This is a genomic window from Microbacterium sp. 11MF (assembly GCF_000383475.1).
In the GTDB taxonomy this organism is placed as follows: Bacteria; Actinomycetota; Actinomycetes; order Actinomycetales; family Microbacteriaceae; genus Microbacterium; species Microbacterium aquilitoris.
The window spans coordinates 1,062,590-1,076,351 of sequence record NZ_KB911459.1 but is presented as its reverse complement, the minus strand read 5'-3'; the positions used below and the strand labels follow the sequence as shown (position 1 = coordinate 1,076,351).

Here is a 13,762-nt window from a genome sequence, read left to right as displayed (position 1 = left end):
CTTGAGTGTGCGAGCGCACGGTGCTCCTCAGTCCGCCCGCAGTCCGCAACGCGTCCGCGGAAAACGCGATAGCCCGCAACCACGCCCAATCCCGGGCAACTCAGACAATTGACGCTTGACCGGGGTTTTCAGCGCTTGCCAACGACAGCCAGCTGGCCGCGACGTCCGTGCGTTCAGAACCCGGCGTACAGGCCGGCCCATTCGCCCCTCGTACGTCGAGGCGTCCTAGCCCATGAAGGTTTCCGGGGGTGGAGTCAGCCAGATGAGGTCCACTCCGCCGTCGTCGCTACGCGTCCTCGCGGCGATCGAGAAGTTCGCCTCACGAGTGGCGGCGGCCGACTCCGCCCACTCCATGACGTCTCGAGGTGTTGCGTCGTCGACGTCGAAGGCCGCGATGCGAAGCCCGGGGCCAACAAGCATCACGCGGTAACCGACCGCGTAGTCCTCGGAGCGCGCATCGCGCTCATCGACCTGTTGCACCTTCATGGTCAGCGCGAGGTCGTGCCCGCCAGGTCTTCGCCCTCGTCGACCGACGCGCGCCGGAGTCGTCGCCGGCGAGCGCCAGTGCGGCGGCTCCGATGATGCCCGCGTTGTTGCGGTGCACGGCAGGGACGATCTCGGTCTTCAGATCCAGCAGGGGCAGGAATTTGTCGGCGTGCTTGGAGACGCCGCCACCGACGACGAACAGGTCGGGGGTGAAGAGGAACTCGAGGTGGCTGTAGTACTGCTGCAGGCGCTCGGCCCAGGCATCCCATTCGAGTTCTTCGCGCTCCATCGCCGAGTACGCGGCGAAGTGCTCGAAGTCCTTCTTGTGGCCCGGGCGGTGCAGGTGGCCGAGTTCCGTGTTCGGGACGAGGACGCCCTTGTAGATCATCGCGGTGCCGATGCCGGTCCCGAGGGTCGTGAGCAGCACGACCCCGTCGCGGTCCTTCGCAGCGCCGTACCGCATCTCGGCGACGCCGGCGACGTCGGCGTCGTTGGCGAAGTGGATCTGGCGGCCGAGACCCTTCTCGAAGAACGCCTCGGCCTCGAAGTCGATCCAGGTGTGCGCGACGTTCGCGGCCGACAGTGTGCGGCCGTTCTTCACGATCGCGGGGAACGCCACACCGAGGGGGATATCCTCGTCCGTCACCTCGAGCTTCTCCAGAACCTCGGTCACGGCCTTCAGGACATCATCGGGCTCGGCGCCCTTCGGTGTCGGGACCTTGATGCGGTCGGTGAGGAGCTTTCCCTGCGAGAGGTCGACGAGGGCACCCTTGATGCCCGTCCCTCCGATGTCGATGCCGACGGCGGTGGTGGCGGTCCCAGTCATGCATTCGAGCCTAGTCCGACCGCGGCAGCCCGGACGTGGGCCTCTGGCGGACCCGTCCGTAGGATGAACCGCACGAGGCCGAGGAGGACCCCATGAGCAACGCCGAAAAGTACTGGTACAACCTGAAGACGGGTGAGGTCCAGCAGGGCTTCGAGTCTCCGGCGGTCGATCGCGCCGGTCCGTTCGACACCGCCGAGGAAGCGGCTCGTGCCCCGGAGATCATGCGGGAGCGTTCGCGCAGGTGGGCCGCAGAGGATGCCGCCGAAGACGAGTGAGCAGGCGCCGCGTCGCGTGACGGCGTCGCGGCTTCGGACCGCTAGTCTGGCAGTCGGCTCGGCACCGGGAAGGATGCGATGGACAAGCAGCGTGACTTCGTTCTGAGGACGATCGAGGAGCGGGGGGTCAAGTTCATCCGGCTGTGGTTCACGGATGTGACGGGGACCCTCAAGTCGGTCGCCATCGCCCCCGCCGAGGTGGAGGGCGCGTTCGCCGAAGGCCTCGGGTTCGACGGTTCCGCGATCGAGGGGCTGACGCGTTCCTACGAGTCCGACCTGCTGGCTCATCCGGACCCCGCCACGTTCCAGACCCTGCCGTGGCGCGGCGAGATCGATCCCACGGCGCGCATGTTCTGCGACATCACGACGCCCGACGGGCAGCCGGCAGTTGCCGACCCGCGCAACGTGCTCAAGCGCGCACTGGCCAAGGCCGGGGACGCGGGCTTCACGTTCTACACGCACCCCGAGATCGAGTTCTACCTGCTCAAGTCGTCGTCGTTCGGTCCTGAGGGTCCCGAGCCGGTTGACTCGGCAGGCTACTTCGACAACGTCCCCGGCGGCACCGCGCACGACTTCCGTCGTCGGTCGGTGCGGATGCTCGAGGACCTCGGCATCTCGGTCGAGTTCAGCCACCACGAGGGTGGGCCCGGTCAGAACGAGATCGACCTCCGCTACGCGGACGCTCTGGCGACTGCGGACAACATCATGACCTTCCGCACCGTCGTGAAGGAGGTCGCGATCGAGCAGGGCGTCTACGCCACGTTCATGCCGAAGCCCCTCAGCGGCAAGCCCGGCAGCGGGATGCACACGCACATGTCCCTCTTCGAAGGTGACATGAACGCCTTCTACGAAGAGGGTGCGCAGTACCAGCTCTCCAAGACCGGTCGACAGTTCATCGCGGGCCTTCTTCGTCACGCGAACGAGATCTCGGCCGTCACGAACCAGTTCGTGAACTCGTACAAGCGCCTCTGGGGCGGCGACGAGGCCCCGAGCTTCGTCTGCTGGGGCCACAACAATCGCTCCGCGCTCGTGCGCGTGCCGATGTACAAGCCGAACAAGGGACAGTCCACGCGGGTCGAGTACCGCGCGCTGGACTCGGCGGCGAACCCCTACCTCGCGTACGCGCTGATGCTCGCGGCCGGCCTCAAGGGCATCGAGGAGGAGTACGAGCTTCCCCCCGAGGCCGAGGACAACGTCTGGTCGTTGACGGATGCCGAGCGCCGAGCCCTCGGCTACGGTCCGCTGCCGTCGAGCCTGGACCACGCCCTCGAGTACATGGAGGAGTCCGAGCTCGTGGCGGAGACCCTCGGCGAGCAGGTCTTCAACTACGTGCTGCTGAACAAGCGTCGCGAGTGGCAGGAGTACCGGTCGCAGGTCACGCCCTTCGAACTGCAGAAGAACCTCGAGATGCTCTGAGGCCATGGCCTCGATCGAGCGACGGGCTGCGCTCACCGATCTTGCCCGTGCGGGGTTCTCGGACCTCGCATCGTCCTCCGACGCGTTGGACGAGCTGAGCGAGCTGAGCGGCATCGCGCGTACCGATCTCGTCGCGGCTGCGCAGCGGGCGGCGGACCCCGACGGTGCGGTGCAGGCCTGCGTGCGGATCGGTCGGCGTGCCCCCGACGCCCTGACGCATGTGCTCGCCGAGGCCGGCGACGTCGCGTGGTCCCTCCTCGGGGCTTCCTCGGGCTACGCCGATTTCTTCCTGCGTCATCCCGAGGAGCTCGTGCACCTGATCGGTGCGGGACGGATGCTGCCCTCGGGGCGCACCATGCGGGAGAGCCTGCTCGAATCCGTCGGGGCGGACGCGGACGGGTTCGCCGCGGCATCCGATGAGTCTGCGTGGATCGCCCTGCGTGTCCGTTACCGCCGGCTCGTGGCGCTCGTCGCCGCCTACGACCTCGCCTCCGACGATGCCGCCTACGTGCTGCCGGAGGTCGCGGCGGCGCTGGCGGATGCCGCGGGCGCGGCCCTCGACGCCTCGCTGTGCGCCGCTCGCGCTCGCGCGGCGACGATGTTCCCGCGTGACGAGGTCGCAGTGACGCGCCTCGCGGTCATCGGCATGGGGAAGACCGGCGCGCGCGAACTGAACTACGTCAGCGACGTCGACGTCATCTTCGTCGCCGGGGTGGCCGAAGGAGCGGAACTCGCCGAGGGCCGCGCGGTCGACATCGCGACCCGTCTCGCGGCGCTGACGATGCGCGGCATCTCGGATGTCGAGATCGAACCGCCCCTGTGGGAGGTCGACCCCAACCTCCGGCCCGAAGGCAAGCAGGGAGCCCTCGTCCGCACCCTCGACTCGCACCTGTCGTACTACGCGCGGTGGGCGAAGAGTTGGGAGTTCCAGGCGCTTCTGAAGGCGCGTGCCCTCGCCGGGGATCTGGAACTGGGGGAGCGGTACTGCGCCGCGGTGCAACCGCTCGTCTGGACGAGCAGCGCCCGGGAGAACTTCGTCGACAGCGTCCAGCGGATGCGCGAGCGCGTGACGGATCACATCCCCTCAGACGAGGTCGCCCGGCAGCTGAAGCTCGGGCCCGGCGGCATCCGCGACATCGAGTTCACCGTCCAGCTGCTGCAGCTGGTCCACGGCCTGTCGGACGAGGGCATCCGTCAGCAGAGCACCCTGGGTGCCCTGGTCGCCCTCGTCGGGGAGGGATACATCGGGAGAACGGATGCCGCGGCCTTCGGCCAGCACTACCGCACCCTCCGCGTCATGGAGCACCGCCTGCAGCTGCGGCGACTGCAGCGTACCCACCTCATGCCGACCACCGACGACGAGCTGCGCGTCCTGGCCCGAGCGACCGGGCTGGCGACGGATGCCGCCGGGATCGGAGCCGTGTGGGAGCGCATCAAGCTCCAGGTGCGGGAGATCCACATCCGGCTGTTCTACCGCCCGCTCCTGTCGGCGGTGGCGGCGCTGCCCGCGGACGAACAAGGCGCCCTGTCGTCAGCTCAAGCGCATGACCGGCTCGCGGCGATCGGATTCCGAGACCCGGCGGGGACGCTTCGCCACATCGGAGCGCTCACGAGCGGACTGAGCCGGAAGGCCACCATCCAGCGCCACCTCATGCCTGTCATGATCCGCTGGTTCGCCGACGGGGTCGATCCGGACTACGGCATGGTCTCGTTCCGGCGGATCAGTGAACGCCTGGGCGACACCCCCTGGTTCCTGCGGATGCTCCGCGACTCCTCTGGTGCGGCGGAGCGTCTGACCCACGTGCTGTCGGGCTCACGGTATGCCGCCGATCTCATGGAGTGGATCCCTGAGGCGGCTGCCTGGCTCGACTCCTCGGAGCAGCTGCGACCAAGGTCGGGGTTCGCCCTGCAGCAGGAGGCGCGCGCGATCCAGGCGCGCCACGAATCGATAGGCGACGCGATGCGCTCGGTGCGCGCGCTGCGTCGCCGCGAGCTCCTTCGCCTCGCCCTCGGGGGACTGCTGGGCGAGCTGACGATCGCCGAGCTCTCGCAGGGTCTGACGTCGATCAGCGAGGTGACGATCCAGGCGACCCTCCGCGCGGTGTGGCGCGAGGTCGTCCCGCCCGAGGACGACGCGCTGGACTTCGCGGTGATCGCGATGGGGCGCTTCGGGGGAGCCGAGCTCGGCTTCGGCTCTGATGCCGACGTCATCTACGTCTACGACGCCAACGGCGTGCCGGCGCAGCGGGCGCAGGAGCTCGCGCTCAAGATCGTCCAGGGGCTGCGCACCCATTCGGAGGATCAGCGCGCGCCGTTCGATCTCGACGCGGGTCTTCGCCCGGAGGGGCGGAACGGCCCGATGGTGCGATCGCTCGACTCCTACGCGGAGTACTACCGCCGGTGGTCGCTGTCCTGGGAAGCGCAGGCGCTGTTGCGTGCCCGAGGCGTCGCCGGAAGCGTCACGCTGATCGGCCGCTTCATGGCGCTGGCGGACGACCTCCGGTATCCGCTCCATCCCGATCCGCAGGGTCTGCGCGAGATCAAACGGATCAAGGCGCGGGTCGAGAACGAGCGACTGCCGCAGGGGGTCGATCGGTCGCGGCACCTCAAGCTCGGGCCGGGCGGACTCAGCGACGTGGAATGGCTCGTGCAGCTCCTCCAGCTGCAGCATGCCGCCGACGTCGAAGGTCTCCGGACCACGTCGACCACCGCCGCGCTCGAAGCCGCCCGCGGCGCCGGTTTGGTTCCGGATGACGCGGCCGAACGTCTTGCCGAGGCATGGTGGCTCGCCAGCCGGCTCCGGTCGGCCAACACGCTCCTCTCCGGCCAGACCAGCGACGTGCTGCCGAGCGATCGTGGCAAACTCGACGGCATCGGCAGACTCTTGGAGTATGAGCCGCGCTCCGCCACGCAGGTGGAGGAGGATTGGCTGCGTACCGCGCGTCGGGCACGTCGCGCCTTCGAGAATCTCTTCTACGGCTGAGTGCCGATCACACCGAAAGGCACCCCCATGTCCGTTGGACTGCTGGCCGTCGTCGACGACATCCTGAGCGCCGCCCTGAAGGCCTCTTCCAAGACAGCCGGTGTCGTCATCGACGATGCTGCCGTGACGCCCCAGTACGTCCAGGGGGTCACGCCGGCTCGGGAGCTCCCGATCGTGGCGAAGATCGCGCTCGGCTCGCTCGTCAACAAGTTCCTCATCATCATCCCGATCGCGCTCGTCCTGACGGCGTTCGCCCCGCAGGTGCTCCCTTTTCTGCTCATCCTGGGAGGAGCGTTCCTCTGCTTCGAAGGCGCTGAGAAGGTGCTCGAGTGGTTCGGGTTCCACATGCACGCCGAAGAGGAGGAGGAGCGCGACGAGAAGAAGCTGGTCCTCGGCGCCGTCCGCACCGACCTCATCCTGTCGAGCGAGATCATGCTCATTGCGCTTGACAGCCTCGAGGAGGACCTCGGGGTATGGCAGACCCTCGCCATCCTGGCGGTCATCGCCCTCATGATGACCCTCCTCGTCTACGGCGCCGTCGCACTGCTGGTGAAGATCGACGACATCGGATTGAAGATGGCGAAGAGCTCGATCAAGCGCGTGCGCCACAACGGCGCCCGGATCGTACGCTCCATGCCTGCGGTGTTCCGTGCCATCAGCATCCTCGGCACCGTCGCCATGCTGTGGGTCGGTGGACACCTCGTGCTCGAGAACGTGGGCAAGGTCGGTTGGCACTGGACGACGGACCTGCTGCACGGTGTGGAGCATCTGCTCGAGGCCGCCGGGCCCGTCATCGTGTGGATCGGCGAGACACTCGTGTCCGCCGTCGCCGGTCTGCTCCTCGGGCTCGTCATCGTCGGAGTCATCCTGCTGATCGGACGCCTGCGCGGCAAGGACCGGGGACACACGAAGACCGAGACGCCGGCAGCCCACTGAGGCTGTCAAGGGGGCGTGGTCCCGGTGTGGGGGAGCGTAGCGTCCGAGGATGACGAACCACCACGATTCCCCCTCCGGCGAACCCACACCCGCGACGGATTCACCCCAGTCCCAGGTCGATGGGGTCGACCGGGACACCGCCTACAGCCCCGGCAGTGAGACCGAGACGCAGCAGAAGCAGGGCGAACATGTCTCCGACGACGTCGACGGCGACATCGACGCGTCGCAGGTCCAGGTCGCACCGGGCACGGGTGGCCCCGACGACGTCGGCGACATCGAGGTGGATCCGAAAGACATCAACCTGCCGGGCTTCTGACGTCGTTATCCGATCGTTCGGTGACGGTGCATCATTCACCTATACGTTCGAGGAATGACACCTCAGAGAGCGGTTCGACCGCAGATCGGAAGACGTACGGCGGCGGCATCGATCGCTCTCCTCGGGGCGCTGGCTGCCAGCGGATGCGCCCCTACAGGGACGAGCGGCGGGGCACCCGCACCCAGCGATTCGGCCGTGCCGCCGTCCTCAGCCGGTGCGTCATCGGCTGCACCCGCTCCGTCGCCCTCGCCGTCCGTATCCGCCGGCGCTGAGCCTGTGGTCCTCGACTCGACCGAATGGGGCGAGCTGGTCTCGGAATGCGTCAGCGCGAGCATGCCGGATCAGCCCCTCACCGTAGATGAGGACAGCGCGCTCGTCGTGCGGCGCACCGTGACGCCGGAATGGTTCGTCTACGTGCCCGCCGAGACGGAGGACGGGTACCTGTGCACATTGTCGGGAGAGACGGATGCCCCGGTGGTCCAGTCATGGGGAACCTCCCTGCGGCCCACCGGTGATGAGCTTCAGCGATGGCTGACGACCAACGACAACGAGGGTCTCTGACGCACGTCGTCACCTCCCGGGCGACGCAGAAGAGCCCGCCGGCGTCCTGCCGGCGGGCTCTTCTCGATCGTGGGATCAGACCCCGAAGTACAGCTCGTACTCGAAGGGGTGCGGGCGTGCCGCGATCGGCTTGATCTCGTTCTCGATCTTGTACTCGATCCACGTCTCGATGAGCTCGGGCGTGAACACGTTGCCGCGGGTGAGGAACTCGTGGTCGGCCCGCAGAGCCTCGAGCGAGTCGAGGAGCGAGTTCGGGACCTGCGGGATGTTCTTCGCTTCCTCGGGCGGCAGCTCGTACAGGTCCTTGTCGACCGGCTCGTGCGGCTCGATGCGGTTGATGATGCCGTCCAGGCCGGCCATCATCTGCGCCGCGAAGGCGAGGTACGGGTTACCGGAGGCATCCGGAGCGCGGAACTCGATGCGCTTGGCCTTCGGGTTCGAGCCGGTGATCGGGATGCGGATCGCAGCCGAACGGTTGCCCGCCGAGTAGACCAGGTTGACGGGAGCCTCGTAGCCCTTGACCAGTCGCTTGTACGAGTTGATCGTCGGGTTCGTGAAGGCGAGGACCGCGGGGGCGTGTGCGAGCAGGCCGCCGATGTACCAGCGAGCGGTGTCCGAAAGCCCGCCGTAGCCCTTCTCGTCGTAGAACAGCGGCTTGCCGTCGAGCCACAGCGACTGGTGCGTGTGCATGCCGGAGCCGTTGTCGCCGAAGAGGGGCTTGGGCATGAAGGTCGCGACCTTGCCCCACTCCTCGCAGGTGTTCTTGACGATGTACTTGAACTTCAGGATGTCGTCCGCCGAATGCACCATGGTGTCGAAGCGGTAGTTGATCTCCTGCTGGCCGCCGGTGCCCACCTCGTGGTGCGAGCGCTCGAGCACGAAGCCGGCCTCGATCAGCTTGAGGGTGATGTCGTCGCGGAGGTCGGCCGTCTTATCGACCGGGCTGACCGGGAAGTACCCACCCTTGTACGGCGTCTTGTTGGCGAGGTTTCCGCCTTCTTCGACGCGACCGGTGTTCCACGCGCCTTCCTCGGAGTCGACGGAGTAGAAGCTCGAGTTCTGCTTCACCTCGTAGCGAACGTCATCGAAGATGTAGAACTCCGCCTCGGGCGCGAAGAACGCGGTGTCGGCGATGCCGGTGGAGGCGAGGTACTTCTCCGCCTTCTTGGCGACCTGACGCGGGTCCTTGTGGTAGATCTCGCCGGTGCGCGGGTTGTAGATGTCGAAGATCATGACGAGCGTCTTCGCCTCGCGGAACTGGTCCAGGTAGGCCGTCGTGACATCCGGGATCAGCTGCATATCGGACTCGTGGATGTTCGCGAAGCCGCGGATCGAGGAGCCGTCGAAGAGCTGGCCGACCGTGAAGAACTCCTCGTCAACGGTCGAGGCCGGGATGTTGAAGTGCTGCTGGACACCAGGCAAATCCGTGAAACGGATGTCGAGGAACTTGACGTCCTCGTCCTTGATGAAAGCAAGCACCTCGGAAGAATCTTTGAACATGGAGTCTCCAAGATCGGGTGCGATGTCGACGCCCGTCGGATCAGGCGCTCCTCGAACCTATCGGGAAGCAGTTGCTCGGCAGTGTCCCCGATGTTTCGAGGATGTTACGTGGGCGCGATTAGTCTGAAGCGGTGACCTCGTCCTCGCCCGATCATCCCGGAGAACGGTTGGGCCGTCCCGCCACCGGCCGCGGCAGTATCGGTCGCCCCGGTCGTCGTATCGGCGCGCTCTTCATCGACTACGCGGCAGCGACCATCCTGGCGACTGCGTTCTTCGGATACGACCAGTTCGCTCTGCCCGAGAAGGCCGGGTGGACACTGTTCGCGCCGATGATCGTCTTCGCCGTTCTGCAGGTCGTCTTCATCCCCACGATCGGGGGAAGCCCGGGGCATCGCATCCTGGGGATGCGCGTCGAATTGGCCCGCGGTGGATGGCCGGGCCTGTGGCGCCCGATCGTGCGCACGGCCTTGCTCGTCGTCGTCCTCCCGGCGGTCATCTGGGACGCCGATCAGCGCGGACTCCACGACAAAGCCGTCGGCACCGTCCTCGTCAGAGGCTGAACCGGATCAGCGAGGACGCTGCGCCCGGGCGCGCGCCGGATCGATCCCCTTGGGGATCGGAAGCGAGGTCACCGACTGGGAGACCGATTCGATGCGCTTGACGACGGCGGCGAGTGTCGCACGGTCGACGTTCTTAGGCAGCGACTTGATCGTCTTGGCGAGTTTGGAGATGTGGATGTCGCCCTCGCCGTCGCCGACGTAGAGGACCTCGACGTGGATCCCGGATGCCACCCGCGAGACCTTCTTGCGCTCGTCGTTGATGAGCCGCGTCAGGCGTCCACGGGCTCCCTCGCCGATGATGACCACACCGCCGCGCCCGACGGCGCGGTAGACGGCATCCTGCGTTCGGGGGTTCACGCCGACCGGCATCTCCGAGGTCACCCAACTGCGGCCGAGGCCCGTCGACAGGACGTGTCCCACGGCTCCGGGCATCCCGTCGAGCTTGCGGTACATGACGCGCGTCGACAGGCGGGTCAAGAGGACCATCGCCAGCAAGACGCCCATGAGAAGGCCGCTCACGCCCCAGAGGATGACGCTCCAGATCTCCACCGGCGGCACGAGGAACCCGATCCCGATGCCCACGCCGATCCCGACGAGGACTGCGCCGACGAGGGCCCACGGCAGCCAGCGGAACTCGCTCTGCGTGAACGTGTAGAGCGAGCGGATCTGCGAGAAGAATCCGGGGCGTTTCTCAGGTGCGGTACTGCGGGATGCCATGTGCTCAGCCTACCTTCGCGCCCCGCAGACTTCTTCACACTGTCGAGCGGATGCCGGCTGTCCACCGGCCGCCAGGCTGGGCCGTCCGCACCCTGACCGGCTTCCCAGGCTGGAGGGATGGACCCCGTCACTCTCGAGACGCCCGCAGCCCTCCGCGATCTCACACTCGCGGAGGCACCGTTCGCCGGCGTCCTCCGAGCCGGAGAACCTCTCACCGTCTGGGTGGACGCGGTCGACGTCGCGGCCTCACCGGCGTGGGCGGCGCTGAACACGGAGCACATCCTCGCTCCCATCGACGCCGCCGCGACGACGGACGGGCCGCGCGTCCTCCTGGCTCACTGTCCCGTGCAGCTCGACGATGTGGTGCGGGATGCCGCACTGTCACCGGGAGCGCTCGTCACCGTCGCCGTCAGTGCTCTTCGGGGTGCGGCAGAGGCGGACCGGCTGGGTGCGAGTTGCGGCCGGTGGTGGGTGACGACGGAGGGGCGGCCCGTCCTCGCGCTCACGGGGACACTGGACTGGCGGCGCGACACGCTCGCACTTCTCAAAGGTCTGGACCCCGCGAACCCGCCGCTCCGTGCGGCGCTGGATCGCGCGGTGGAGGCGATCGACGATCCACGCCGGCTGCGCCGCGAATCGGAAGAGGTCGAGGACCTGCTGTTCGCGGCGGCCGATCCTGAGCCGCTTCCGACCTCGCTCCGCGACGCCGATACGGCGCCGCCCACGCGGCTGCGGACCACCGGCGAGCACGCCGCCGGGCCCGGGGTGACGAGTGCAGTGCGCGACCTCGTCACCCGACTCGTCGACGGCGGTGTCGCCGATCGCGTCGGTCGCGCCATCGCCCGCACTCGTGCCGTGTTCACGCGGACCTCTGCCGTCCGGGGTCGGAGGAGGACACGCCCGGCGGGCAGGCGGAAAGTGGTTCTCGTCGCGGCGTCAGCGGCGACCGCTGTGATCCTGGCGGGAGCCCTGTGGCCGACCGACGAGAAGGACCGACCGGCGGCCGCTGTGGGGTCCGTTTCGACTGCCCCGCCGAGGTCCGCCTCTGCATCCCCGACGGCGGCGTCTTCGGCTCCGGCTGACCCACCTGCACACGAAGACACGGGGCCTGCGGAGCTCGTCGCGGCCGCGCGCCGGCTGGTCGACGCGGTGAGCGCGTGTTCGGACGCGCCGTGCCGCGAGCGGTGGGGGGAGGAGTCGGTCGACCCCGGGAACATTCCTGCAGCCGCCGGCGGCTACGGAGTGGCCGTCGTGGATGAGTACGGCGGGGCTGCCGCGGTGAAGATCGTCGGAGACGAGCTGACGCAGGTCCTGGTCATGGTGCGGGTGGAAGAGAAATGGCTGGTCCGCGAGGTGTACGACCTCGCGGACCAGCCATGACGGGTTTCGCCCGAACGGCGTCAGACGCCGAGCTGACCCTCGAACTGCGCAGCCTCGAGGCGGGCCTTCATCGCACTGAGGAAGCGAGCCGCGTCCGCACCGTCGACGACGCGGTGGTCGTACGACAGGGCGAGGTAGACGTAGGAACGGACGCTGATCGCGTCCTTTCCGTCGACCGTCACCACTCCTGGGCGCTTGACGACCACACCGGTGCCGAGGATCGCCGACTGCGGCAGGAACACGACGGGCGTGTCGAACAGCGCGCCGCGCGAACCCGTGTTGGTCAGCGTGAACGTGCCGCCCGCGAGCTCGTCCGGCTTCAGCTTGTTGTTGCGCGTGCGGCCAGCGAGATCGGCGATCTCGTGCGCGATCTGAGCGATGTTCTTATCGCCCGCGTCGCGCAGGACCGGCGTGAGCAGGCCGCGCTCGGTGTCGACCGCGATCGAGAGGTTCTCGCTCGCCGGGTAGACGATCTGGTCGCCGTCGACGGTGGAGTTGATGACGGGGTACGTCTTCAGCGCCTCGGCGGCGGCCAGAGCGAAGAACGGCAGGAACGACAGCTTGTCGCCGGTCTTCTCGAGGAACGACGCCTTGACAGAGTCGCGGTAATTCGCGAGCTTCGTGACATCCACCTCGACGACCGTCGTCAGCTGAGCGGTCTGCTGCATCGACTCGACGGCGCGGCTGGCGAGGACCTTGCGCAGACGCGACATGGGCTGCGTCGTGCCGCGCAGCGGCGACACCTCGACGGCGGCGGGGGCCGGTGCTGCGGCAGCCGGAGCTGCGTCAGTCTTCGGGGCCTCGGCAGCCTTCAGGACGTCCTCCTTGCGGATTCGTCCACCAACACCGCTGCCCGTGATCGTCGACAGATCGACACCGTGCTGCTGAGCGAGCTTGCGCACGAGAGGCGTGACGTAGGTCACGCCGTCCTCGGCAGGTGCGGCCTGAGGCGCTTCAGCCTGAGGTGCCTCAGCCTTGGGTGCCTCAGCCTTGGGGGCCTCGGCCTCGGCCGCGGGTGCGTCAGCCTTCGGCGCCTCAGCCGCGGGAGCGTCCTGCGTCGGCTCCTGGGCCTGGGGTGCTTCGGGGGTCTTCTCCTCGGCGGGCGCCGCGGGGGCCGGCTCGGCCGGTGCAGCGGCGGCACCGGAGCCGACGCGGGCGAGCACAGCGCCGACCTCGACGGTCTCGTCCTCCTGGACGAGGATCTCGGTGAGAGTGCCGGCGATCGGGGACGGGATCTCCGTGTCGACCTTGTCGGTGGAGATCTCGAGAAGCGGCTCGTCGACGGCGACGTCATCGCCGACCTGCTTCAGCCAGCGGGTGACGGTGCCCTCGGTGACGCTCTCGCCCAGCTCGGGAAGGACGACGTCCTTCGCGTCGCCGGAGGACGCGGGCGCGGATGCCGGCGCGGACTGAGCCGGTGCCTCTTCCTTCGCGGGTTCCTCGGCAGCGGGCTCCTCGGCAGCGGGCTCCTCGGCAGCGGGCTCCTCAGGGGCCGACTCCTCGGGAGCCGACTCAGCGGGGGCCGACGAGCCGTCGCCGATCTTCGCGAGGACGGCTCCGATTTCGACCGTCTCGTCCTCGTCCACGAGGATCTCCTCGATCACGCCGCTGACGGGCGAGGGGATTTCGGTGTCGACCTTGTCGGTCGAGATCTCGAGGAGACCTTCGTCGGCCTGGACCGAATCACCGACCTTCTTGAGCCAGCGGGTGACCGTTCCCTCAGTGACGCTCTCACCGAGCGCGGGGAGGACCACGGATGTGCTCATGACTGTGTCTCCTTCAAGAAAAAGCGATGTGCTGTCTAGC

Annotated in this window: 13 protein-coding genes; 8 read left to right on the top strand and 5 right to left on the bottom strand. The window is 67.9% G+C overall.

All coding sequences use genetic code 11. The features are described from left to right. Positions 1-225: 225 nt before the first annotated feature. The gene (locus H286_RS0105260) at positions 226-486 is read right to left on the bottom strand and encodes a hypothetical protein (protein WP_018186658.1); all 261 of its coding nucleotides are present in this window, start codon (positions 484-486) and stop codon (positions 226-228) included. Further along, positions 464-1,312: a polyphosphate--glucose phosphotransferase gene (gene ppgK / locus H286_RS0105255; protein ID WP_020097360.1), complete on the bottom strand. Its 849-nt coding sequence runs from the start codon at positions 1,310-1,312 to the stop codon at positions 464-466. The genes H286_RS0105260 and ppgK overlap by 23 nt, the downstream gene beginning before the upstream one ends. A gap of 92 nt (positions 1,313-1,404) precedes the next feature. Between ppgK and H286_RS0105250 the strand changes: the two genes are divergently transcribed. The 6 genes from H286_RS0105250 to H286_RS0105220 all read left to right on the top strand — a co-directional run bounded on the left by H286_RS0105250 (position 1,405) and on the right by H286_RS0105220 (position 7,799). Further along, positions 1,405-1,587, top strand: a complete 183-nt coding sequence (locus H286_RS0105250; RefSeq protein WP_020097359.1) for a hypothetical protein — start codon at positions 1,405-1,407, stop codon at positions 1,585-1,587. A 78-nt stretch (positions 1,588-1,665) separates the two neighbouring features. Continuing rightward, the gene (gene glnA / locus H286_RS0105245) at positions 1,666-3,003 is read left to right on the top strand and encodes a type I glutamate--ammonia ligase (RefSeq protein ID WP_018186661.1); all 1,338 of its coding nucleotides are present in this window, start codon (positions 1,666-1,668) and stop codon (positions 3,001-3,003) included. 4 nt (positions 3,004-3,007) lie between these two features. After that, complete coding sequence (locus H286_RS0105240; RefSeq protein ID WP_020097358.1) at positions 3,008-5,986, top strand: bifunctional [glutamine synthetase] adenylyltransferase/[glutamine synthetase]-adenylyl-L-tyrosine phosphorylase; 2,979 nt, start codon at positions 3,008-3,010, stop codon at positions 5,984-5,986. Between the two features lie 27 nt (positions 5,987-6,013). After that, entirely contained in the window at positions 6,014-6,922 is a 909-nt protein-coding gene (locus H286_RS0105235; protein ID WP_018186663.1) for a DUF808 domain-containing protein, read from the top strand. A gap of 49 nt (positions 6,923-6,971) precedes the next feature. Continuing rightward, positions 6,972-7,238: a hypothetical protein gene (locus H286_RS0105230; RefSeq protein WP_018186664.1), complete on the top strand. Its 267-nt coding sequence runs from the start codon at positions 6,972-6,974 to the stop codon at positions 7,236-7,238. 276 nt (positions 7,239-7,514) lie between these two features. Further along, positions 7,515-7,799: a hypothetical protein gene (locus tag H286_RS0105220; protein ID WP_018186666.1), complete on the top strand. Its 285-nt coding sequence runs from the start codon at positions 7,515-7,517 to the stop codon at positions 7,797-7,799. A 75-nt stretch (positions 7,800-7,874) separates the two neighbouring features. Here the strand turns inward: H286_RS0105220 and glnA (H286_RS0105215) are convergent, their stop codons facing one another. Further along, on the bottom strand, positions 7,875-9,299 hold the full coding sequence (gene glnA / locus H286_RS0105215; protein WP_020097357.1) for a type I glutamate--ammonia ligase: 1,425 nt from the start codon (positions 9,297-9,299) through the stop codon (positions 7,875-7,877). Positions 9,300-9,430: 131 nt separating this feature from the next. Between glnA (H286_RS0105215) and H286_RS0105210 the strand changes: the two genes are divergently transcribed. Then, positions 9,431-9,859 (top strand): RDD family protein, encoded by a 429-nt coding sequence (locus H286_RS0105210; RefSeq protein ID WP_018186668.1) that lies wholly within the window; start codon positions 9,431-9,433, stop codon positions 9,857-9,859. A gap of 6 nt (positions 9,860-9,865) precedes the next feature. Here the strand turns inward: H286_RS0105210 and H286_RS0105205 are convergent, their stop codons facing one another. After that, positions 9,866-10,576, bottom strand: coding sequence for a DUF4191 domain-containing protein (locus tag H286_RS0105205; RefSeq protein WP_020097356.1), 711 nt, complete (start codon positions 10,574-10,576; stop codon positions 9,866-9,868). A 117-nt stretch (positions 10,577-10,693) separates the two neighbouring features. On the opposite strand from H286_RS0105205, the gene H286_RS15025 reads away from it, so the two are divergent. Further along, positions 10,694-11,956 carry a hypothetical protein gene (locus H286_RS15025; protein WP_051090657.1) on the top strand — a complete coding sequence of 421 codons (1,263 nt, stop codon included), beginning with the start codon at positions 10,694-10,696 and terminating at the stop codon, positions 11,954-11,956. 20 nt (positions 11,957-11,976) lie between these two features. Here H286_RS15025 and sucB read toward each other — a convergent pair whose 3' ends face one another. Then, entirely contained in the window at positions 11,977-13,722 is a 1,746-nt protein-coding gene (gene sucB / locus H286_RS0105190) for a 2-oxoglutarate dehydrogenase, E2 component, dihydrolipoamide succinyltransferase (RefSeq protein ID WP_020097353.1), read from the bottom strand. Positions 13,723-13,762 lie beyond the last annotated feature (40 nt).

Excerpts from the sequence above, each read along its gene's own strand:
- H286_RS0105260 (WP_018186658.1), bottom strand. The coding sequence starts at position 486 with ATGAAGGTGCAACAGGTCGATGAGCGCGATGCGCGCTCCGAGGACTAC.
- ppgK (WP_020097360.1), bottom strand. The coding sequence starts at position 1,312 with ATGACTGGGACCGCCACCACCGCCGTCGGCATCGACATCGGAGGGACG.
- H286_RS0105250 (WP_020097359.1), top strand. The coding sequence starts at position 1,405 with ATGAGCAACGCCGAAAAGTACTGGTACAACCTGAAGACGGGTGAGGTC.
- glnA (WP_018186661.1), top strand. The coding sequence starts at position 1,666 with ATGGACAAGCAGCGTGACTTCGTTCTGAGGACGATCGAGGAGCGGGGG.
- H286_RS0105240 (WP_020097358.1), top strand. The coding sequence starts at position 3,008 with ATGGCCTCGATCGAGCGACGGGCTGCGCTCACCGATCTTGCCCGTGCG.
- H286_RS0105235 (WP_018186663.1), top strand. The coding sequence starts at position 6,014 with ATGTCCGTTGGACTGCTGGCCGTCGTCGACGACATCCTGAGCGCCGCC.
- H286_RS0105230 (WP_018186664.1), top strand. The coding sequence starts at position 6,972 with ATGACGAACCACCACGATTCCCCCTCCGGCGAACCCACACCCGCGACG.
- glnA (WP_020097357.1), bottom strand. The coding sequence starts at position 9,299 with ATGTTCAAAGATTCTTCCGAGGTGCTTGCTTTCATCAAGGACGAGGAC.
- H286_RS0105205 (WP_020097356.1), bottom strand. The coding sequence starts at position 10,576 with ATGGCATCCCGCAGTACCGCACCTGAGAAACGCCCCGGATTCTTCTCG.
- H286_RS15025 (WP_051090657.1), top strand. The coding sequence starts at position 10,694 with ATGGACCCCGTCACTCTCGAGACGCCCGCAGCCCTCCGCGATCTCACA.
- sucB (WP_020097353.1), bottom strand. The coding sequence starts at position 13,722 with ATGAGCACATCCGTGGTCCTCCCCGCGCTCGGTGAGAGCGTCACTGAG.